The 21,004-nt window shown below is 36.6% G+C and carries 20 protein-coding genes and 2 other RNA genes; 12 read left to right on the plus strand and 10 right to left on the minus strand.

The features are described 5' to 3' along the window. Positions 1 to 85 precede the first annotated feature (85 nt). The 6 genes from CGC49_RS07690 to CGC49_RS07715 all read left to right on the plus strand — a co-directional run bounded on the left by CGC49_RS07690 (position 86) and on the right by CGC49_RS07715 (position 4,327). Entirely contained in the window at positions 86 to 322 is a 237-nt protein-coding gene (locus CGC49_RS07690; RefSeq protein ID WP_042006133.1) for an acyl carrier protein, read from the plus strand. Positions 323 to 441: 119 nt separating this feature from the next. Then, on the plus strand, positions 442 to 1,689 hold the full coding sequence (gene fabF / locus CGC49_RS07695; protein WP_095912304.1) for a beta-ketoacyl-ACP synthase II: 1,248 nt from the start codon (positions 442 to 444) through the stop codon (positions 1,687 to 1,689). A gap of 5 nt (positions 1,690 to 1,694) precedes the next feature. Beyond that, positions 1,695 to 2,444: a ribonuclease III gene (rnc, locus tag CGC49_RS07700; protein ID WP_042006144.1), complete on the plus strand. Its 750-nt coding sequence runs from the start codon at positions 1,695 to 1,697 to the stop codon at positions 2,442 to 2,444. 112 nt (positions 2,445 to 2,556) lie between these two features. Next, positions 2,557 to 3,027 carry a DinB family protein gene (locus CGC49_RS07705; protein WP_095912305.1) on the plus strand — a complete coding sequence of 157 codons (471 nt, stop codon included), beginning with the start codon at positions 2,557 to 2,559 and terminating at the stop codon, positions 3,025 to 3,027. A 197-nt stretch (positions 3,028 to 3,224) separates the two neighbouring features. Next, a complete protein-coding gene (locus tag CGC49_RS07710) occupies positions 3,225 to 3,476 on the plus strand; it encodes a type B 50S ribosomal protein L31 (RefSeq protein WP_042006127.1) in 252 nt (83 codons plus the stop codon). A gap of 98 nt (positions 3,477 to 3,574) precedes the next feature. Next, positions 3,575 to 4,327, plus strand: a complete 753-nt coding sequence (locus tag CGC49_RS07715) for a TerB family tellurite resistance protein (RefSeq protein WP_095912732.1) — start codon at positions 3,575 to 3,577, stop codon at positions 4,325 to 4,327. 9 nt (positions 4,328 to 4,336) lie between these two features. Here CGC49_RS07715 and ffs read toward each other — a convergent pair. Beyond that, positions 4,337 to 4,435, minus strand: an RNA gene (gene ffs / locus CGC49_RS07720) — signal recognition particle sRNA small type. Between the two features lie 149 nt (positions 4,436 to 4,584). On the opposite strand from ffs, the gene CGC49_RS07725 reads away from it, so the two are divergent. From CGC49_RS07725 to CGC49_RS07735, 3 genes are all read left to right on the plus strand, one after another. Beyond that, a complete protein-coding gene (locus CGC49_RS07725; RefSeq protein WP_042006125.1) occupies positions 4,585 to 5,004 on the plus strand; it encodes a nucleoside-diphosphate kinase in 420 nt (139 codons plus the stop codon). A 9-nt stretch (positions 5,005 to 5,013) separates the two neighbouring features. After that, positions 5,014 to 5,538 carry an adenine phosphoribosyltransferase gene (locus CGC49_RS07730; RefSeq protein WP_042006123.1) on the plus strand — a complete coding sequence of 175 codons (525 nt, stop codon included), beginning with the start codon at positions 5,014 to 5,016 and terminating at the stop codon, positions 5,536 to 5,538. Positions 5,539 to 5,716: 178 nt separating this feature from the next. Next, the gene (locus tag CGC49_RS07735; RefSeq protein ID WP_095893597.1) at positions 5,717 to 6,919 is read left to right on the plus strand and encodes an IS256 family transposase; all 1,203 of its coding nucleotides are present in this window, start codon (positions 5,717 to 5,719) and stop codon (positions 6,917 to 6,919) included. 155 nt (positions 6,920 to 7,074) lie between these two features. Here CGC49_RS07735 and rny read toward each other — a convergent pair whose 3' ends face one another. The 4 genes from rny to CGC49_RS07755 form a co-directional block, all read right to left on the minus strand. Further along, a complete protein-coding gene (gene rny / locus CGC49_RS07740; RefSeq protein ID WP_095912306.1) occupies positions 7,075 to 8,643 on the minus strand; it encodes a ribonuclease Y in 1,569 nt (522 codons plus the stop codon). A gap of 58 nt (positions 8,644 to 8,701) precedes the next feature. Beyond that, a non-coding RNA gene (gene ssrS / locus CGC49_RS07745) (6S RNA) lies at positions 8,702 to 8,807 on the minus strand. A 61-nt stretch (positions 8,808 to 8,868) separates the two neighbouring features. Beyond that, entirely contained in the window at positions 8,869 to 9,156 is a 288-nt protein-coding gene (locus CGC49_RS07750; RefSeq protein ID WP_042006118.1) for a cell division protein ZapA, read from the minus strand. Between the two features lie 12 nt (positions 9,157 to 9,168). Beyond that, positions 9,169 to 9,468 (minus strand): hypothetical protein, encoded by a 300-nt coding sequence (locus CGC49_RS07755; protein ID WP_042348056.1) that lies wholly within the window; start codon positions 9,466 to 9,468, stop codon positions 9,169 to 9,171. Between the two features lie 266 nt (positions 9,469 to 9,734). On the opposite strand from CGC49_RS07755, the gene CGC49_RS07760 reads away from it, so the two are divergent. Next, positions 9,735 to 10,952: an HD domain-containing protein gene (locus CGC49_RS07760; RefSeq protein WP_232745169.1), complete on the plus strand. Its 1,218-nt coding sequence runs from the start codon at positions 9,735 to 9,737 to the stop codon at positions 10,950 to 10,952. 11 nt (positions 10,953 to 10,963) lie between these two features. Here the strand turns inward: CGC49_RS07760 and ruvX are convergent, their stop codons facing one another. Beyond that, positions 10,964 to 11,377, minus strand: a complete 414-nt coding sequence (ruvX, locus tag CGC49_RS07765; RefSeq protein WP_095912307.1) for a Holliday junction resolvase RuvX — start codon at positions 11,375 to 11,377, stop codon at positions 10,964 to 10,966. Between the two features lie 18 nt (positions 11,378 to 11,395). Continuing rightward, positions 11,396 to 13,756 (minus strand): hypothetical protein, encoded by a 2,361-nt coding sequence (locus CGC49_RS07770; RefSeq protein WP_095912308.1) that lies wholly within the window; start codon positions 13,754 to 13,756, stop codon positions 11,396 to 11,398. Positions 13,757 to 13,875: 119 nt separating this feature from the next. Here CGC49_RS07770 and radC point away from each other — a divergent pair, with 119 nt between their 5' ends. Then, positions 13,876 to 14,553 (plus strand): DNA repair protein RadC, encoded by a 678-nt coding sequence (gene radC / locus CGC49_RS07775; RefSeq protein ID WP_095912734.1) that lies wholly within the window; start codon positions 13,876 to 13,878, stop codon positions 14,551 to 14,553. 464 nt (positions 14,554 to 15,017) lie between these two features. Further along, positions 15,018 to 17,822, plus strand: a complete 2,805-nt coding sequence (polA, locus tag CGC49_RS07785; RefSeq protein WP_095912310.1) for a DNA polymerase I — start codon at positions 15,018 to 15,020, stop codon at positions 17,820 to 17,822. A gap of 143 nt (positions 17,823 to 17,965) precedes the next feature. Here polA and CGC49_RS07790 read toward each other — a convergent pair whose 3' ends face one another. Genes CGC49_RS07790 through CGC49_RS07800 form a run of 3 tightly spaced genes read right to left on the minus strand, consistent with a single transcriptional unit; the run spans position 17,966 to position 20,840 of the window. Next, the gene (locus CGC49_RS07790; RefSeq protein ID WP_095912311.1) at positions 17,966 to 18,544 is read right to left on the minus strand and encodes an alkylphosphonate utilization protein; all 579 of its coding nucleotides are present in this window, start codon (positions 18,542 to 18,544) and stop codon (positions 17,966 to 17,968) included. A gap of 21 nt (positions 18,545 to 18,565) precedes the next feature. After that, entirely contained in the window at positions 18,566 to 18,970 is a 405-nt protein-coding gene (rnpA, locus tag CGC49_RS07795) for a ribonuclease P protein component (protein ID WP_042006106.1), read from the minus strand. A gap of 4 nt (positions 18,971 to 18,974) precedes the next feature. Further along, positions 18,975 to 20,840 carry a M1 family metallopeptidase gene (locus CGC49_RS07800; RefSeq protein ID WP_095912312.1) on the minus strand — a complete coding sequence of 622 codons (1,866 nt, stop codon included), beginning with the start codon at positions 20,838 to 20,840 and terminating at the stop codon, positions 18,975 to 18,977. Between the last annotated feature and the right edge of the window lie 164 nt (positions 20,841 to 21,004).

Consider the following 21,004-nt stretch of genomic DNA (forward strand, 5'->3'; position numbering starts at 1 on the left):
TCGATATTTAACCAATAAAAGTAGTGTTTTTAAAAAAAGTTTATTACTTTTGCCATCGGTATTTAATTTTAAAAATATAAAGATTATGTCAGACATTGCATCAAGAGTAAAAGCCATTATCGTTGATAAGTTAGGTGTAGACGAGAACGAAGTAGTAACGGAAGCGAGCTTCACAAACGATTTAGGAGCTGATTCATTGGACACAGTGGAGTTGATTATGGAATTCGAAAAAGAATTCGATATTCAAATTCCAGATGACCAAGCAGAAAACATCGCAACAGTTGGTCAAGCTATCAAATATATTGAAGAGGCTAAACAATAATTTAAGTTGTGAGCTATGAGCAGTAAGCAGTAAGCCAATAACTGAATCAGTTTAGAGTCAGCGTATTAGTCTTATGGCTTACTGTTTTTTTTATTAATGAACTAAATTTGTTTAATTGTATGAGAAATAGACGTGTTGTAGTAACAGGCTTAGGAGCTTTGACCCCAATAGGAAATACCACTCAAGAATATTGGGAGAATTTGATTGCGGGTACAAGTGGTGCTGGCATGATAACGCATTTTGACGCTTCAAAATTCAAAACAAGATTTGCTTGTGAGGTAAAAAACTTCAAGGTGGAAGACTTCATCGACCGAAAAGAAGCACGAAAATTAGACAAATTTACACAATACGCTATGGTAGCTTCTGATGAGGCTATCAAAGATGCAAAAATTGATCTTGAAACCATTGATAAAGACCGTGTAGGAGTTATCTGGGGTTCAGGCATTGGAGGGCTGGAAACGTTTCAGGATGAGATGCTTAACTTTGGAAAAGGAGATGGAAGTCCACGCTTTAATCCTTTCTTTATTCCTAAGATGATTGTAGACATTGCTCCTGGGATGATTTCTATCAAGTATGGATTTAGAGGACCTAATTTTGCTACCGTATCTGCTTGTGCATCATCGGCTAATGCGATTATAGACGCTTTGAACTATATTCGTTTGGGATATGCCGATGTAATTGTTTCTGGAGGTTCGGAAGCTGCGGTTACTATACCAGGAATCGGAGGGTTTAACGCTCTTCACGCTCTTTCTACACGTAATGATGATTATGCAAGAGCCTCTCGTCCGTTTGATGCAACCCGAGATGGTTTTGTGTTAGGTGAAGGTGCAGGAGCTCTCGTTTTAGAAGAATATGAACATGCTATCGCTCGTGGGGCAACCATCTATTGTGAATTGGCAGGAGGAGGACTTTCCGCAGATGCTAATCACATGACGGCTCCACATCCAGAAGGTTTAGGGGCTAAGAACGTTATGCTCAACTGCTTGAGAGATGCTGGGCTGAAACCAGAAGAAGTGGATGCTATAAATCTGCATGGTACTTCAACTCCTCTTGGAGATGTTGCAGAATCAAAGGCTGTGTTAGATGTTTTTGGAGAACATGCATATAACATCAATCTAAATTCAACAAAATCAATGACAGGGCACTTATTGGGGGCTGCAGGAGCTGTAGAGGCTATCGCTTCTATTTTAGCTGTGAAACACGGAATAATTCCTCCGACAATTAACTTTGAAACTGCAGATGAAAGTATTGATCCTAAACTCAACTTTACATTTAATAAAGCTCAAAAAAGAGATGTCAAAGTCGCTATGAGTAATACATTTGGTTTTGGAGGTCATAACGCTTGTGTCTTGTTCAAAAAAATATAGTCATTTTGATAAATCTAAAAAAAATATTAAGTTTTACCCGTTTTAAAAAGAAAAAAGACGGGGTTTTTTATGCCAAAATGGAAGCACTGTTAGGCTATCCTCCAAAGACGTTGTCTTTTTATAGCGAAGCTTTTACGCATCCGTCTTATCAATATGATAAAACCAAACGGAAAAGCTATGAACGTTTGGAGTTTTTGGGTGATGCTATTTTGGGAGCAGTTATCGCAGACTATATTTTTAAGAATGCACCTGAACAAGATGAGGGGTATTTGACAAAAATGCGATCAAAAATCGTAGAACGTCGCTATTTGAATGAATTAGGTAAAGAAATGCGATTGTTAGATTTTTTACGCACAAAATTGCCCCCAAAACAATTAGGGAACAATATAACAGGAAATTTGTTTGAAGCTCTTATAGGAGCAATCTATCTCGATAAAGGTTACGGTGAGTGTATGAGATTTATTGAAAGGAAATTGATAAAACCTTACATAAATATTAAAAACCTTGAAGATAAGATTCTTAGCCATAAAAGTTTACTCATTGAATGGTGTCAAAAACACAAACTCACTTTTTCCTTTGATACAGACGAAGATAAAGAAGACCGCTCAGGAGCAAAGTATTTTGTGTCAAAAATTTATGTGGAAGGTTTTTCTGTGACTAAAGCAAGAGCCACTTCTAAGAAAAAAGCAGAAGAAAACGCTGCCAAACGAGCGTGTTACAAAATTCAAGGAAAACACAAGAACCTAATTCAGTGATTTGTGCCGAACTCGTTTGTGGTTTTACTTGCTAAATCAATTTTGTTTTTCCTATAAATCCTTCCTGTTTTTGTAAGAAAACCGTACTTTTGTAAATCAAAAAATATTCCAAATGAAACTAACATCACAAACATTCAACCTGCATAAGGCTACTCGTGCTAAATTGTTGAACTATTTAGATAGTTTGACAGAGCAGGATTTAGCAACAATTCCTAATGGATTCAATAACAATGTTTTATGGAATATAGCTCATTGCGTTGCAACTCAGCAAATATTGTGCTATAAACTTAGTGGATTAACACCCAAAGTGCCTGAGAGTTTTATAGAAACCTATCGAAAAGGTACGGCTCCCGATGGGCATACGCCGACAAAAGAAGAGGTTCAGCAATTAAAGGAATTACTTATATCAACACAAAAGCAACTTCAGGAAGATTATCAACAAGGTTTTTTTGAGAATTTTAATTCATATTCAACAAGTTATGGATTTGAATTGAATTCGATTGAGGATGCTATTCAATTTAATAACACACATGAGAGTATGCATTTGGGAGTGGTTATCAGTTTAAATTATTTTGTGAAGTAGTGTCTTCAAAAATATCATTTCAGAACAAAGGACTGATTTTAAATTGTTTGATGATATTGATGTGGCATTTTGAATGAGATAAAATACACGTTAATCTAAAATAATTCAATATTTTTTAACTGAAACTATTGCTAATTAAATAAATATACCTATCTTTGCCCTTTGAAAAATTAAGTGGATAAAAAATATACATTGCGATGAAAAAAGGAATACACCCAGAATCTTACAGATTGGTAGCTTTCAAAGATATGTCAAATGAAGAAATCTTTATTACGAAGTCTACTATCGACACTAAAGAAACAATTGAAGTTGAAGGAACTGAGTATCCATTAGTGAAATTGGAGATTTCAAGAACATCTCACCCTTTCTATACAGGAAAATCAAAACTTATTGACACCGCAGGACGTATCGATAAGTTTAAAAGCAAATATGCTAAATTTAAAAAATAAGCAGTTTTTTTATTTAATGCACGAGACTGTTCAAAAAATTGGGTCAAACTGATTTTTTGAGCAGTTTTGTTTTTACTAATATTTTTGTAATAATTGATATGCAGTGGATACTTTCTTTATTAGGATACTTACTTTTTAAATTGCCTGGGGCTATTATTGGATATTTTTTAGGGTATTTGTTGAAAAATTTTACAAATAACTCTGGCGGAAGTGGGCAGTATGGATCGCAATCAAATTATCGACAACAACGAACAGTAAGTCCAGCAGATTTTGAGGTTAACCTACTTTCTTTATGTTCATTAGTTATTAAAGCTAATGGGCAGGTCAGCCAATCAGAACTCGATTTTGTCAGGCTTCGTTTTGTTGAAATGTATGGGAAAGATCGAGCTAATGCTGTTTTCAGAACCTTCAACGAGTTAGTGAAAGGACGTGAAATATCTGCTCAGCGAGTTAGTATGTTTCTAAGAGCTCGTACTCCCTACGAAACTCGTTTGCAGATTCTACATTTTCTTTTTGGAATTGCCAAAGCTGATGGTGTAGTTAGTGACTCGGAAGAACGTCAGATTAAAGAGATTGCACAATATTTTGCGATTTCACAACATGATTTTGAAAGTATTAAAGCCATGTTTGTTCGCAGCCAGAAAGAAAGTATTCGTGATGCGTATACCATTCTTGAAATCAATCGAAATGCTACTGATGCTGAGGTGAAAAAGGCTTATCGTGAAATGGCAAAAAAATATCACCCAGACAAGGTGATTACACAAGACGAAGCTATCAGAAAAGGAGCTGAGGAAAAGTTTAAGCAGGTGCAACAAGCTTATGAGCAAATCCAAAAAGAAAGGGGACTTTGAGTCAATAAAAAATGGCAAGCTACCTACATCGCACCGCTACAACCACATACCTTTGCTGTGTTCCCACCCTGGAGGATTTTGTAGGAGCTGGTCGTGTAGGACTTGCCGGTGCAAATATACATACTTTTGTGCACTAAACAAGTTTTTTTAGAAAAAAAATGTGTATATTTGTGGAACAAGAAAATAAAAAAGTGTGTGTAAATATGCTATATTGCTGATTTACAAATAGTTTTTAAAATATTAAAATATAATTAGTTATGCCTACAAACAGAACATTTACAATGATTAAGCCCGATGCTGTAGAGAATGGACACATTGGAGCAATTTTAAATCAGATTACAGAAGCGGGATTCAAAATCAAAGCAATGAAATTCACACAATTGTCTCGTCGAGATGCAGAGCTATTTTATGCAATTCATAAAGAGCGTCCATTCTTTCAAGATTTGGTAGTATTTATGTCGAGAGGCCCTATCGTAGCAGCAATTTTAGAAAAAGATAACGCTGTGGAAGACTTCCGAAAACTTATCGGAGCTACCAATCCCGAAAATGCTGCTGAAGGGACTATTCGTAAGCGATTTGCCAAGTCTATTTCTGAAAATGCTATTCATGGATCAGATAGTGATGAAAACGCAGCTATTGAAAGTAGCTTTCATTTCTCAGGACGTGAAACTTTTTAATGAAGAAAGATGGATGAAATTACGTATTTAGAAAGTAAAATAAGAGATATTTACGATTTTCCAAAACCAGGTGTCGTATTTAAAGATATTACACCTCTGTTGGCTGATGTCCAAGCAACCAAACAGGTTTTAGACTTATTTTTGAAGCGTCTTGATGGAAAGAAAATTGATAAAGTAATCGGAATGGAAAGTCGTGGATTTTTCTTCGGAACGCTCTTAGCTCAACGTTTAGGAGCAGGATTTGTTCCAGTACGAAAACCGGGCAAACTCCCGTTCGAAACTATTGCACAGACCTATGATTTAGAGTATGGTCAGGATCAACTCGAAATCCATTCAGATTCAATTAAAAAAGGAGAGAACGTTCTAATTCATGATGACGTACTCGCCACAGGAGGTACTGCCGAAGCAGCAGTAAAACTCGTTGAAACTCTCGGAGGAAATATTGTCCAGTTGAATTTCCTCATTGAACTTACGTTCTTGAAAGGTGTTCAAAAATTAGGAAATCACGAGGTTTATAGTGTTTTGAAATACTGAAAAAGCTACCTTAAAAATAAATGAGGAAGTACCATCAATACGTTTTCATTTTTTAAAGGAGTATCCCATAATCTGTGTAAGTTGAAAAGTTATTCTGAAATTTTTTGAGCCCTTAAAAGCTCAAAAAAAATTTCGGAAATAACTTTTTAACTATTTTTGACCCATAATTTAAACAGATATGATTAACAAGGAAGAATTGCTCAACAGCAAAGAATTTTACAAGTCATTTAAGACTGCTGAGGACTTGACAGGTTTCTTTAAAGAGCTCCACAAAAAAGCGGTGGAACATATGCTCAATGCCGAACTCGACGTTCACTTGGACAACGAAAAACACGACAAAACTAAAGATGGAAATTATCGTAACGGACACACTTCCAAGAAGATAAAAACTTCCTTTGGCGAAGAACAAATCCAAGTTCCTAGGGATAGAGACGGTAGTTTTAACCCAATGTTAGTCCCTAAACGCAAGAACGTTATCGATGGTTTGGAAAACATCATCGTATCGTTCTATGCCAAAGGAATGAGCGTGAGCGACATCGAAGAACAAATCCAAGAAATGTACGGCTTTGAAGTATCAACTTCCACAATATCAAGGATTACCAATGCGGTTACCAATGAAATGGTCGCTTGGCAGAACCGCCCGTTGGACGAGCTGTATCTGATTGTTTGGATGGACGGCATCGTTTTTAAAGTTCGTGAGAACTCAAAAGTTGTCAACAAAACCATTTACCTTGCTGTGGGCTTGAATCGAGAGGGAAAAAAGGAAGTTTTAGGAATGTGGCTCGGAAAGAATGAAAGTTCCGCCTTTTGGATGAGCGTTCTCACTGATTTAAAGGCTCGTGGAGTGGAAGATATTCTCATTACTGCCACCGATAATTTAAACGGATTTACGCAAACCATTCGCACGGTTTTTCCCCAATCACAAACGCAAATATGTGTGGTTCATCAGATTAGGAATGCTTGTAAGTATGTGGTTTACAAAGACAGAAAAGAATTTACAGCCGATATGAAACACATCTATACTGCCCCTAACAAGGAAGCTGCCAAGGTTGCTTTGGAAGATTTTGCCCAAAAATGGGAGTCAAAATACGGCTATGCTATCAAATCTTGGTATGACAATTGGGACGAATTGACCGTATTTTTCGATTTTCCGTTAGAGATAAGAAAAATTATTTACACAACCAATCTTATTGAGAATCTGAATGGTAAGATTCGGAAATACACCAAAAACAAGCTGTCTTTCCCAACAGACGAAGCTGTGCAAAAGTCCGTTTTCTTGGCTTTGAGAGAAGCTACCAAAAAGTGGAGTATGCCTATCCAAAATTGGGGGATTGTCTTGAACCAATTTATGCTTATATTTGCACAAAGACTCAAACTATAAAAACTTAACCCCAACTTTTTAACTTACACACTTAGAGGGATAGTGTCTTTTTTAAAATGTACAGCCCCAAAAATATTTAACTTTTGGGGCTGTATACTTTTAGATTGGTTTCTCCAATCGGGTAAATATGTTTATAACATTACGTTCAACAATTCCTATTTAGCTATGTTCACAGCTCTAGTTTCACGAATAACGGTGATTTTTACTTGTCCCGGATAGGTCATGTCTGTTTGAATTTTCTGAGATAAGTTGAACGATAATTCTGCAGCTTTATCATCACTCACTTTTTCACTTTCTACAATCACACGCAACTCCCGTCCTGCTTGAATAGCATATGCTTTTTTCACGCCATTGAAAGAGAACGCTGCATCCTCCAAGTCTTTTAAGCGCTGAATGTAAGAATCTAATACCTGACGACGAGCCCCTGGTCTAGCACCACTTATAGCATCACACACCTGAACGATAGGGGATAATAGGGAAGTCATTTCAATTTCGTCATGGTGAGCCCCAATAGCGTTGCAAACTTCAGGTTTTTCGCCGTATTTTTCTGCCCATTCCATTCCTAAGATGGCGTGAGGAACCTCGGTTTCTACTTGAGGAACCTTCCCTATATCGTGTAGTAATCCTGCACGTTTTGCTAACTTTACATTTAGTCCTAATTCGGCAGCCATTACACCACATAGCTTTGCTACCTCACGAGAGTGTTGTAAAAGGTTTTGCCCATAAGAAGAACGATACTTCATTCTTCCTACACATTTTACTAACTCTGGATGTAAACCGTGAATTCCCAAATCAATTATGGTTCGTTTACCAATATCGATAATTTCTTCTTCAATCTGTTTGGTAGTTTTTTCTACAACTTCTTCAATACGAGCAGGGTGAATGCGTCCGTCCGTAACTAATTTATGTAGTGACAATCGTGCGATTTCTCTTCGTACAGCGTCGAAGCAAGATAGGATGATGGCTTCAGGAGTGTCGTCCACGATGATTTCTACACCAGTGGCGGCTTCCAAAGCACGAATGTTTCTCCCTTCACGTCCGATTATACGACCCTTTACATCGTCCGATTCTAAGTTAAAAACCGACACACAGTTGTCGATAGCTTCTTCAGTTCCAATGCGTTGAATGGTGTTGATGACGATTTTTTTAGCTTCTTGACGGGCAGTTAACTTTGCCTCCTCGATAGTACTTTGGATATATGCCATCGCATCAGCCTGAGCCTCACTTCGTAATGAATCTGTCAATTGAGTTTTTGCCTCCTCAGCAGAAAGTCCCGAAATAACCTCTAATTGTTTTACTTGACTTTTGTGTAGACGTTCAATTTCTTCTTGTTTTTTGTTAAGTGATTGTAGACGATGTTCGGCTTCTTTGTTTTTCTCTTCCAATTCGTCCTTAAGTCGTTTGTTTTGAGCTAATTCGTTTGAAACCTGCGATTCTTTGTCACGGATACGTTTTTCAGCCTCTGCCATTTTTTTGTCTTTACTGGCAATGACTTTTTCATGTTCGCTTTTGAGTTCTAGGAATTTTTCTTTTGCTTGTAGGATTTTGTCTTTTTTGATGTTTTCACCCTCGCTCTTAGCTTCTTTTAAAATAGTATTTGCTTCTGTTTTAGCTTCTGAGATAATTTTTGAAGCGTTTTTTTTCTCCAATACCTTTGCGATGGCAAATCCTAAGGCAATCCCTACGATTCCTGCGACCACAATTCCTAATATTACTGTTTCCATTTGCTTGTTTTAAAAAATTATGTATAAAAAAACCTACATTGATTTGAGAGTTTTGCGTAAACTCCGCGAACAGGTTTAAGGCTACTGAGCTGGTCAAGAATCCGTTCGATGACGGCACACTTTAACAACTCCACTTACCTTTTTTATTTTGTTTAATGTTGAGTTTACCAAAAAATCATGATCAATGTAGGCAGTAATTCCTTTCTATTTGTAAGAACATATGAATCAAAGCATGGCATCCATCAATTCGTTGATGGAAGTCAATTTATCTTTAACCGTAGAATCTATTTGACTCTCGTCGAGTTTTTTTTGTTCAATATTTGTTGCTAAAACAATGGCACACAACGCCAAAGCATCTTGTTTGTCTTTCAACTCATATGTTGATTCGAATTTTTGAATCAACTCGTTGATTTCTTTAGCTGCCTTGCGATATCCTTCTTCTTGATGAGGTTCGATGTTCATCGGATAGACCCTATCACCAATTGAAACTTTAATTTTCAAAATTTCATCCATTTTTGTTTGGGTCTATTTTGAAAGTTGAACAATACAAGCGTCAATCTCTCTGATTAAAGCGTTTATCTGTTGTTTTGCTTTTGTTTTTTCTTCCTTACTGCCGAGAATACCGTTTGCAACTTTTATGGCTTCGTATTTTTCTTTCCAAAGAATAATTTCTTTTGTTAAAATCTCTTTTTCATTGCGCAAAGAGATTGTTTGCTCTTTTAATCGTTGATTTTCAGATGTTAAATCTTCTATCTTACGTTTCAACTGCATTGCTTTTTCTTCGAGCAATCGAGCCAAATCATATATATTTTCTGTTGCAGACATTCAACGTATTCTGTGGGTACAAAGTTAATACAGAATGCTTAAAAAAACAATTTTTCAATGAATTAATTGAATTTATATTTGTATGTATTTGATATTCAGTATTTTGGTTAATTGATATAAACTCCCAATTTTGCACATTTCTTGATTTATTTTGACGAAAAAATCACAGCATTGATATCAAGGGTTTGCATATGTTCATGTTGTTATTGTATGGAGTTTTTAAAATATCACTGAAAATCATTATATTTGCCTTTTAAACTCAATAGGTGAAAAGAAACAAGCTAAAAATTGTCAACGACCCCGTTCACGGATTTATTCACATACCGGATGCTTTTATATTTGATTTGATGGAACATCCTTATTTCCAACGGTTGCGTCGAATTACACAAATGGGGTTGTCTTATTTGGTATATCCAGGAGCAAGACATACCCGTTTTCAACATGCTTTGGGGTGTATGCATTTGATGCAAAAAGTCGTGGAAACTCTTCGCTATAAAGGTGTTGAGATTTCTGATAAAGAAGCACAAGGATTGTATGCAGCCATTTTACTTCATGACATTGGACATGGCCCTTTTTCGCATGCCATGGAACACAGTATTGTTGAAAATATTTCACATGAGGAAATTTCTTTGCTCTTTATGCAAGAATTAAATCGAGAGTTTAAAGGAAAATTAGATCTTGCAATTGAAATTTTTCAAGGGACGTACTCGCGTAAGTTTATGAATCAACTTGTTGCAAGTCAGCTTGATATGGATAGATTGGACTATTTGAAACGCGATAGTTTTTACACCGGAGTTGCTGAAGGAAACATCAATCCTGAGCGTATCATCTCAATGCTTAATGTACGGAATGATGAAGTGATGGTTGAAGAAAAAGGGATTTATTCGGTAGAGAAATTTTTGGTAGCTCGACGGTTGATGTACTGGCAGGTTTATTTGCATAAAACGAGTGTTGTGGCAGAACAGTTGCTAATCAAGGTGTTGCAGCGTGTCAAACAGCTTATACAACGTGGTGAATCCGTGTCCATGTCCTCTCCGCTCAAATATTTTATAGAATGTAGAGTTAGCAAAGATTATTTTTCTAAAGAAATTTTAGATACCTTTGCTATGCTGGATGATACAGACATTATTGCCGCGATGAAACAATGGCAATTTCATTCAGATTTTGTATTGTCTAAATTAAGTAGAATGCTTTTATATAGGGATTTACCAAAGGTGAAAATGCAAAATTATCCCTTTGAAACTGAAAAATTGGAGAGTCAACGTCAAAAGGTAATGCAACACTATAATATCTCAAAAGAGGAGGCTGATTTTTTTGTTTTCTCAGGAGTAGTTAGTAATACTGCATACAATTCGGAACGCCAAAGGATACAAATACTAACCAAGAAAGGAAAGATTACTGACGTAATTAAAGCTTCTGACCAATTGAATTTGGAAGCTTTATCCAAACCTGTGGTAAAACATTATGTTTATTATCCTAAATAGTTGATTTTGTTTTATCCTCTTCTGTTTAGGTAGCTTTGTAAGATAATGGTAGCACTGATTTCATCAATAAGTTCCTTATTTTGACGTTGTTTTTTTTTCATACCACTGTCAATCATCGTTTGGAAAGCCATCTTCGAGGTGAAGCGTTCGTCTTCACGGAGAACAGTCAGTTCAGGGAATTCCGTGGTTAAATTTTTTATGAAATTTAGAATAAGAGCTTCAATATCAGAATCTTCGTTATTCATCCGTTTCGGTTTACCTACAATTATTTCTCTTACATTTTCTTCGTTTACGTATTTTTTTAAGAATTGTAAAAGCTCATTTGTAGCAACGGTTGTCAATCCTGAGGCTATGATTTGCATAGGGTCGGTAACGGCAATGCCACAACGTTTGACTCCATAATCAATGGCTAAAATTCGATACATATGTTTTTATTTTTACATTTATTTTAAATCTCGGACTTCATAGACGTGCAATTGCTTGTTGGTTTTTCCAACGACAATCCAAATCGATTTATCCAAATCCACATCAATAGCAATAGGGGTATTTCCTATTAGGGGAAAATCCTGTATCAACTCTCCTTTTTCGTTCCAAAGGTATACTTTCTTTTGATAAGAATCCGTAACAGAAACGTAGTTCACGCCTCGAATGCGGAATAATCGTTGACGTTCATATCGTCCATCAGGAATGTCAATTCGCGTGGTTCCTATAGAAATTGTATTTCCAGAAAGAAAAGACGTTGTGTGTTGATTTCCAATTAAATAGTGTTCTCGAACCCATTCGCGGTCGTTCACAATGATGTTTCCGTTAAGGTCGATGCGTATCAGTTCACCGCGTTGGGTTGAAAATAAGAAACGATTATCGAAAAACAGCGGAGGATTGTTTGAAAAGTTATATTTTCCTTGAATCGGAATGCGAATTTCTCCGTTCCGATGCAAAATGTTGCATTTCCCGTCGTCAGACAGGTATACCAAAAAATCTTTATCGTTGGCTCGATAGTGTTTTGGTGTGAATAGTGGAGTAGCGTTGGTGGTTTTGCGTAGAAATCCGCTTACTACCTCACCTTTTTTGTCGAGCATATGCAGATTTTTTCCTTCAGCAAAAAGAAAACGATATTCCCTATTTCGGTCGTAGTCAAATACTTCCATTGGGGTGATCTTTCCTTTGTACTTTTTGGGAAATGGGGCTACGTTATTGCCATTTCTGTCCACTACCCAAATGGAATGTTCAGTGGTGAATGCCATCTGTAGGAATCCGTTTTTGAACAAATCAACTTGATAGATGGGGCTTTGGATTTTTCCGTCCAATTGTTTTTTCCATAACAAACTTCCGTTATTGCCGATTAAATGAAGGTCGTAGTTCTGATCTTGTACCGCAATTTCTAAACGTTTTGTTCTGTGATTTAGTAAAATCGTTGGTGGGGTAATCATGTTTTCGTCAAAAGAAAATTGAAAACGTTCTTTGATTTTTTCGGAGAGCGATTTTTGAGTTTGTTTTTTGCTAGCGAAATTTAGTATGCAATAGTCATTTTGAGATGTTTGTTGAAAGACCGCCCACCGATAGTTTTCAGCAATTTTTGGGTATTTTTTATTGAATTCACTGTTATCGCGTAGGTTAGCGATATAAGTTAAGTTAGCAGTTGAAGCCGTGTTCTTTTCTAGAACTTCATAGGATTTGTTCGTTGAAAGTGTGTTTTTTCGGTCGATATCCCCCATAACTGCGATGAGCAATTCTTTGGATTTTGAGAATAGCAGATAGTCATCATACACGCTCACAAATCGAGGTTTGAAGTTTGGTTCAAATGATTTGAAGAAATCCAAGGAGGAATCGTCCGTAAGTTCATACATGGCAAAATCACTCTGAGTGACTTCCGTTAAAATAGGAAGTTGCAATAAGGTTTCATCCACATCAAAGGACGATGCGACCACAAATAATCCATCAATAGTACGCACAGAAGCTATGCCATTGAGTTTTTTTTTGAAAGGCACGTGGATTGAATCTCGCAAGACGATGTTTTCGGCTTCTTTGAACGAAAAAGAGGTAGCTTCCAAAATTTGGGCAGGAAACACCTTTGTCAAATCATTTTCGTAAGGAGAGGAACGTATCAGTACATCGTTCTGATAATCGTCTTTAACAATAGCCATTCCGCTGAAACGTATATCGTTTTCTTCCAAAAATAAGTCCAACGCCAGCCAATGGTCAAATTCTTTGGTAATATTTTTCTTAAAAAATGGACTGAAAAACTGGTTAGCCTGTTCATTTTGCATAAAAAGATTTGCACTACATGCCGTTGTAGCGATTCTTTGTAAATCTTCTAAAATGCTTTGACTTTCAGTTTTGTTAGTAGGGTTGGTTTTATCTGTGTTAAAGAAGGAGTGTATTTCAAAAACATTGCTAACAATCAGTCTATTGTCAATTATCGTATAGAACCATTCTTTGCCAAATTGTGATTGTTTTTGAACATGTTGATTTGCATTTTTCCAGATGCTGAGCGTATCAGAAGTTTCTTGTTTAGCGATTGCGAAAAAATTCTTGTAGCCAGTAAAAGCAACCCAAATATTATTGTCAGCAGGGAGGCTTTGTATTAGTTTTGTTTCATAAGTTCGTAATGGTTTGGGATTGTTTTCTTTCCAAAATTCATTGTTTTCGATGGCGCTCAAAAAGTTGTTCTTGTCGTTGATTCGATAGATAACCTGAGTGTTTTCAGGGAATAGAAGCACATCGCCTTTGACAGGTTTTTTACCTCTGCCACAGGCACTGAACCCCAATACAACAACCAATATTGCAAGAAAAATACGCCCCATCACCAACTAATGTATTGCAAAAATAATCTATTTTTTTGATATTTTGTAATTTACATTTTTTTTTCTACTTTTAGCATTGAATTTTTGAAAACTATAAAGCTATGTCGACAAATACGCATATTTCTATCAAAAATTGGTCGGATGATGACAAACCTCGTGAAAAAATGATGGCACAGGGTAAAAATGCACTCAGTGATGCCGAATTGTTGGCTATTTTGATAGGTTCAGGCAGTCGGAATGAAAGTGCTTTGGAATTGAGTAGGCGTATTCTGACATCGGTAAACAATAATTTAACACAATTAGGAAAGTTGACATTGAAGCAGTTGCAACAATTTAAAGGAGTAGGGGAGGCAAAGGCAATTACCATTCTCGCAGCTACAGAATTGGGTAGACGCAGAAGCGCTGAATTACCCGAACCACAGCCAGTCATTAAAGCCTCAAAACATGTTTTTCAGCTTATGCAACCCATTATTGGAGAGTTAGCTCACGAGGAGTTTTGGGGAGTGTTCCTGAATAATGCCAATCGTGTGCTTCACAAAACACAACTTTCAAAAGGAGGAATTACTCAAACGGTGGTAGATGTGCGTCTGTTGTTCAAAGCTGCCATAGAGTGGGGGGCAGTGGCTCTGATTTTGGTGCATAATCACCCGTCAGGGAATTTAACGCCGAGCCAAGCAGATAGGCATATTACACAAAAAATAAAAATGGCAGGAGAGAGTTTAGATATTCGACTGTTGGATCATATCATTCTGAACGAAAAAACATATTTCAGTTTTGCCGATGAAGCAGAACTTTAAGGGTTTCTTAAAAATTTTGTGGAGCAAATGAACTATATTTGGTTGTGTTATAAAAAGTATGATGGTAGTTTTGATTGTCAGGCTGAGCGTAGTCGAAGCCCTGTAATTACAGGGCTTCGACTACGCTCAGCCTGACAGAAATATCCACTTTATTAAAGGTATCATACTTTTTACAACACTTCCCTATATTTAAATCAAAAATATAGTTTTGTTCTTGTAGGGGCGTATGCAATACGCCCGCCCTACTATGAATTTTAGGACGTATGCAATACGCCCCTACAACCCAATTCATCATTCATCCACAATATAATAACTCTGAAAAATAGATTTCATAAACCTATGTCCCTATGTGGTTTTAATGGCTTTGAAGATATTATTTCATCGTTTTACCTGAAAAGCAAAATTTCATTAAAAATACGTACCTTTGTCCGATTGAGAGTTTCGATTAACAAAATATTTTAAAAATGTCAAAAAAAAGACTATTTCTATTAGATGCTTATGCGTTGATTTTCAGAGGATATTACGCATTTATCAAAAATCCGCGTATCAATTCTAAGGGACTCAACACCTCCGCTATTTTAGGGTTTATGAACTCGTTGTTTGATGTCATCAAAAAAGAGCGTCCTGACCATTTGGCGGTGGCGTTTGACAAAGGAGGGAGTGTAGATCGTTTGGAGTTGTTCATCGATTACAAAGCGAATCGAGATGAAACCCCCGAAGCCATTCGCATAGCAGTGCCTTATATTCAACAGATTTTGAGAGCTTTGCACATTCCCATCATCGAAAAAGAAGGTTATGAAGCCGATGATATTATTGGAACCCTTGCCAAACAAGCCGAAAAACAAGATTATCAGGTGTTTATGGTTACTCCCGATAAAGATTATGCTCAGTTAGTTTCTGAGAATATATTCGTATATCGCCCTGCTCGGATGGGAAATGATGTCGAAATTTGGGGTGTTGACCAAGTAAGAGAAAAATTTGAGGTAGAACGTCCAGATCAGGTGATTGATTTTTTAGGAATGATGGGAGATGCCGTCGATAACATACCAGGATTGCCTGGAGTTGGTGAGAAAACCGCAAAGAAACTTCTTGCTGACTTTGGTAGTATGGAAAACTTACTCGCTAATACCGATAAACTCAAAGGAAAACTGCGTGAAAATATCGAAAAAAATGCAGAGAAAGGACTTCTTTCCAAAAAATTAGCAACCATTATTTTGGATGTTCCAGTGCAATTTGATGAAACCGATTTTGAACTGTCGCAACCTGATATGGAGGCTGTTACCAAAATTTTTGAAGAGCTCGAATTCCGACAACTGCTTCAGAATCTTATCAAAACTTACCAGACCACAGCTCCAGCAACAAAGCAAATCGAAGCTCCGTCTGATTTATTTTCTTTGCAAACAGCCCCTGTAGTTGTGCAAGGTAATTTGTTTGCAACTGAGCATATTTCTGAAAGAAAAAACATACAAAACACACCACATTTTTATCAGTTGGTAGATACTCCAATGGCATGTAAAATTCTTATTCAGAATATATTACAACAGAAAGAAGTCTGTTTTGACACAGAGACCACGAATCTTGATAGCTTGGAAGCTGAATTGGTTGGTATTGCTTTCTCATGGAGTGCAGGAAAGGGTTATTACGTACCTTTCCCTGAGAATCAACAACAAACGAGCAAACAACTCGAAATTTTTCGACCATTCTTTGAAAATGAGCATATTACGAAAGTAGGTCAAAATCTGAAATATGATATTAAAGTATTACACAATTATGGAGTAGAAGTTAAAGGATTGATTTTCGATACTATGATTGCTCATTATCTCATCAATCCAGATATGAGGCACAATATGGATGTATTGGCGGAAACGTATTTGAACTATACCCCTGTCTCCATAGAAAGTCTTATCGGGAAAAAAGGTAAGAATCAGTTGTCGATGCGTCAAGTGTCGCTTCATGACCAAAAGGAATATGCTGTTGAAGATGCTGACATCACATGGCAACTTAAGGAAGTTTTTGAAGAAAAGTTGAAATCATCGAAGGTTGATGAATTATATTATAATTTGGAAGCTCCTTTAATTCAGGTTCTTACGAAAATGGAACTTGAAGGTATTCGTTTGGATACTGATTTTCTCAAAGAGTTATCAGCAGGATTGGACGACGATATAGCTACTTTAGAAAAAGCCATTGCTACTGAAGCAGGGGAGGAGTTCAATTTGGCATCTCCCAAGCAATTGGGGGATATTCTGTTCGAAAAATTGAAAATTGCTAAAAATCCTAAAAAGACCAAAACAGGGCAATATGCCACTTCCGAAGAGGTACTTTCAGCATTTGCAGATAAACATTTGATTGTTTCTAATATATTAGAATGGAGGCAGTTACAGAAATTAAAGTCTACTTATGTAGATAGTTTACCTAACGAGGTAAATCCCAAAACAGGGCGTGTCCATACAACCTACATGCAAAGCGTTGCAGCTACTGGACGATTGAGTAGTAATAATCCAAATTTACAAAACATCCCAATTCGTACTGAACGAGGACAGCAAGTACGTAAGGCATTTGTACCTCGTGATGAACAACATGTACTACTCGCTGCGGATTATTCGCAAATTGAATTACGGATAATTGCTGCACTAAGTGAAGAGCAAAATATGATTCAAGCATTCTTAAACAAGGAAGATATTCATCGCTCCACCGCAGCTAAAGTGTTTAATGTTCCTATTGAAGCCGTTACACGCGAACAACGTAGCCATGCTAAAACCGTGAATTTTGGGATTATCTATGGAGTTTCTGCCTTTGGACTTAGCAACCAAACGGACCTTTCACGTACCGAAAGTAAGGAACTCATAGAAACTTATTATGTTACATATCCAAATTTACGAGCGTATATCAACAAACAAATATTTTTTGCTCAGCAACATGGCTATGTTGAGACAGTGTTGGGACGAAGACGCTATTTGCCAGATATTCATTCACGTAATCAGGTGGTTAGAGGAGCTGCTGAGCGGAACGCCATCAATGCTCCAATTCAAGGAAGTGCCGCCGATATTATTAAAATTGCGATGATTCGTATTCAAAACCGTTTGGAAAAAGAGCAATTTCGAACCAAAATGCTTTTGCAAGTGCATGATGAGTTGGTATTCGATGTTCCCTTAGACGAACTGGAAGCCGTTAAAAGTGCTATCCAATACGAAATGGAAAATGCTTTTTCACTTACTGTTCCTTTGGTAGTCGATTTGGGAGTAGGTAAAAATTGGTTAGAGGCTCATTAATAGTAGCTACATTCAACTCGCATACTTTGTGAGTTGAATGTAGCTAACAAAAAAATCCTTGTAAAAGTGATTTACAAAGATTTTTGCCATATTTTACGAATATAAACCTTTAAGATTTCTTGGTATTGGTTTTTATCGATGGGTTACACTTTCTTAACATATTGTGTAACAATCACAATCTGTTGTCCGTCTACTTTTCCTTCAATATATTGGGCGTTTTCTCTATCCAAGGATATTTTCCGAACGATAGTTCCCTGCTTAGCAACCATACTCGAACCTTTTACTTTCAAATCCTTGATTAACACTACGTTATCTCCCGTTTCAAGTATAGCTCCATTGCTATCACGATGCACAATACGTTCACTTTCGTCCAAATGGTCGTCGGAAGCCTTAGCAAAGGCCAACTCTTCATCGTCTAAATACATCATGTTTAATAAATCTAACGACCATCCTTCTGATTTTAAACGGTTTAGCATTCTCCACGCCATTACCTTTACGGCTCTATGTTCGCTCCACATACTGTCATTCAGGCAACGCCAATGGTTTGTATCCATCATTGCGGGATTTTCAATTTGGTTTTTGCATGTTTCGCATACCAATAAACTGCCATCAACACCCCCTGCTCCAACAGGAGGAACTTCATAAATATGTAAATTTTCGGTTGCTCCACACAACTCACAGCAGTTTCCACTGCGATTTTTTAATTCTTGAAGTAAATTCATATTAAAAACTTTTTATTTGGCTTATTTTTCTAATGTGCAATCTTTTGTTTGAGTTTCCAAGACTTGTGCAAACTTCTCGAAACATCTATTTACTTTGTTGAAAATCAAATCATAAGTAGGCATGTCTTTACTTGTAAAAATAAATGCTAAAGCATATTTTTCATTCGTAAAAGTAGCTAGTTGATGTTTTTGTAATCGATAGCTTTCGCGTATAAGCCGTTTGATGCGATTACGATCTACAGCTTTTTTAAAATTACGTTTCGGAACACTGATAAGTAGCTGAAATTGAGTGTTCTCTCGTCTTTTTTCAATAGGGATGTACAAGAACTTAAGTGGAAAACTTTGAACACTTTTTCCTTCTGAAAATAATTTTTGAATATGCTCTAATTTACAGAGCTTTTCCTCTTTTGAGAAACAAAAATTCATGATTCTATTGATTCGTAAACGAATTGTTTTGACGATTAATATCTATTGTCATTTCTGATGGGTCGATTTCAACACTGTGAAGTTCTTCAAACGGAACGTCTATCTCAAATGTGTAAGTAGGGGTTGCCCATCCCCATGCAGGGAATACCTTTCTCTCATATTGATATGGATTAGATTTTTCCCCAAATTGCATACGCAACGGAATGTAGCAATAGGTTACTTTTTTACTTTTATCAACCACAAATAAATCAACAGGTAGTGGTAATGCTCCAATACGACGCAAGGTAATTTCGGTTTTTTTACCTTTCGCTTTAACGCTTTCTATGGCATAGTCCACCGTGTGAGTAGTGCTGATAAATTCATTTAAAAACCATCCAAGTTGCATACCCGATACTTTTTCAGCAACACGTACAAAGTCGTTAGGATGTGGGCTTTTTAAAGCATATTCTTTGTAAAATTGTTGTAACGTTTTAATAAGGTTTTGTTCTCCAATGATATATCCCAATTGAGTTAAAAATAGCGTTCCTTTGCTATAAGCCATTACTGAATAGGCGAAGTTTCGTTGAAAACGGTCGGCATGTGTAGTAGCTGGTTCTTCCCATCCTGATTTTATCAAACGAAAATATCTTTTGTAAGAACCTTCGAATGGATTTGTTTCATTTTTGGTAGGGTTGATAACTAATGCCATTGCCAAATCTTCAATAAATGATGTAAAGCCCTCATCCATCCATGCATATGATCCCTCATCGGTGTTGATAGCATGTTGAAACCAAGCGTGAGCCAACTCGTGAACGGCAGTGCCCAACAAATCATCGTAATTTGCACCACCAACTAAAAGGGTACACATTGCATATTCCATTCCTCCATCACCTCCTTGAATAAAAGAGTAGCGTTCCCATGGATATTTACCAACAAGGTTATTGAAAAGTTCAAAGGTTTCTATCAGTTTAGGTTGTATTTTTTTCCAATTTTCAACTTCGGTTTTGTATAAGAAATGAAATGTCTTTCCGTTGTTTAATGTAATTTTATCGTGTTTAAACTGAGGGTCGGCAGCCCAAGTGAAATCGTGTACGTTGGAAGCTACAAAATGCCATGTTTTGGTTCTTCCTTTAGTTTTTGGTAAAATGACTCCTTGTTTTTCATAACCAAAACCAATTTCATCGGCATTTATCAAAGTACCACTCCCTCCAAGTACATAATTTTTATCAATGGTAATTTTCACATCAAAATCACCAAAAACTCCATAAAATTCGCGACCGATATATTCTGTTGGATGCCAACCACGATAGTCATATGCCACTATTTTTGGATACCATTGAGCCATTGATAAGGCTACTCCATCAGGATTATTACGCCCCGTACGACGAATCATAACAGGAACTTGAGCGTCAAATTCCATTGTAAAAACTCCTTTTGATTTGGGCGGAATTGGCTTGTTGAGTTTTACTTTCAAAATTGTGCCTTCTGTAGTATGCTTCACAGCAATACCATCTTGTTTTAACGATTTTACATTAATATACCCTATTTCGTTAGGTTTCAATTTAGCGATACGACTCTCGTAGACAGGATTTTCCGCAGTTCCCAAGTTCTTAACCATCCTACGGTCAGGGTCAGCAATTGACTGTAAACGAAAATCCATTTCGCTATTAGGCTGAAAAGCATTCAAATAGAGATGATAAAAAACTACTTGCAAGGTGTCAGGAGAATTATTGAAATACGTGAGTTTTTGTTTTCCTTTATATTGAAAGTTTTTTGCATCAACATCAATTTCCATTTCATAATGGACTTTTTGTTGCCAATAAGTTGTATTTTGGGCATTTAAGTATGCAAAAAAGAATGGAAGTAAGGCAATAAGACCGTATTTCTTCATAGTATTATTAATTTTGAAATTAAACGTAAAAGCACAAAGATATAACTTCTGTACAAATAGGCAAAATCAATTTTTAGAATTAGAGGAGAAAAACAATCTCAAAAAATTACACTTGCTAATGGAATTTAAGATATAACCATACTATCAACAAGTTAAAATTCTGA

This window comes from Capnocytophaga sp. H4358, assembly GCF_002302515.1.
In the GTDB taxonomy this organism is placed as follows: domain Bacteria; phylum Bacteroidota; class Bacteroidia; order Flavobacteriales; family Flavobacteriaceae; genus Capnocytophaga; species Capnocytophaga canis.

Coding starts and splice junctions, on each gene's coding strand:
- CGC49_RS07735 (WP_095893597.1), top strand. CDS start 5,717: ATGATTAACAAGGAAGAATTGCTCAACAGCAAAGAATTTTACAAGTCA.
- rnpA (WP_042006106.1), bottom strand. CDS start 18,970: ATGAATTTTTGTTTCTCAAAAGAGGAAAAGCTCTGTAAATTAGAGCAT.
- CGC49_RS07725 (WP_042006125.1), top strand. CDS start 4,585: ATGCCTACAAACAGAACATTTACAATGATTAAGCCCGATGCTGTAGAG.
- CGC49_RS07770 (WP_095912308.1), bottom strand. CDS start 13,756: ATGGGGCGTATTTTTCTTGCAATATTGGTTGTTGTATTGGGGTTCAGT.
- CGC49_RS07715 (WP_095912732.1), top strand. CDS start 3,575: ATGCAGTGGATACTTTCTTTATTAGGATACTTACTTTTTAAATTGCCT.
- fabF (WP_095912304.1), top strand. CDS start 442: ATGAGAAATAGACGTGTTGTAGTAACAGGCTTAGGAGCTTTGACCCCA.
- CGC49_RS07750 (WP_042006118.1), bottom strand. CDS start 9,156: ATGGATGAAATTTTGAAAATTAAAGTTTCAATTGGTGATAGGGTCTAT.
- polA (WP_095912310.1), top strand. CDS start 15,018: ATGTCAAAAAAAAGACTATTTCTATTAGATGCTTATGCGTTGATTTTC.
- CGC49_RS07790 (WP_095912311.1), bottom strand. CDS start 18,544: ATGAATTTACTTCAAGAATTAAAAAATCGCAGTGGAAACTGCTGTGAG.
- CGC49_RS07710 (WP_042006127.1), top strand. CDS start 3,225: ATGAAAAAAGGAATACACCCAGAATCTTACAGATTGGTAGCTTTCAAA.
- CGC49_RS07690 (WP_042006133.1), top strand. CDS start 86: ATGTCAGACATTGCATCAAGAGTAAAAGCCATTATCGTTGATAAGTTA.
- ruvX (WP_095912307.1), bottom strand. CDS start 11,377: ATGTATCGAATTTTAGCCATTGATTATGGAGTCAAACGTTGTGGCATT.
- CGC49_RS07800 (WP_095912312.1), bottom strand. CDS start 20,840: ATGAAGAAATACGGTCTTATTGCCTTACTTCCATTCTTTTTTGCATAC.
- CGC49_RS07755 (WP_042348056.1), bottom strand. CDS start 9,468: ATGTCTGCAACAGAAAATATATATGATTTGGCTCGATTGCTCGAAGAA.
- CGC49_RS07730 (WP_042006123.1), top strand. CDS start 5,014: ATGGATGAAATTACGTATTTAGAAAGTAAAATAAGAGATATTTACGAT.
- rny (WP_095912306.1), bottom strand. CDS start 8,643: ATGGAAACAGTAATATTAGGAATTGTGGTCGCAGGAATCGTAGGGATT.
- CGC49_RS07705 (WP_095912305.1), top strand. CDS start 2,557: ATGAAACTAACATCACAAACATTCAACCTGCATAAGGCTACTCGTGCT.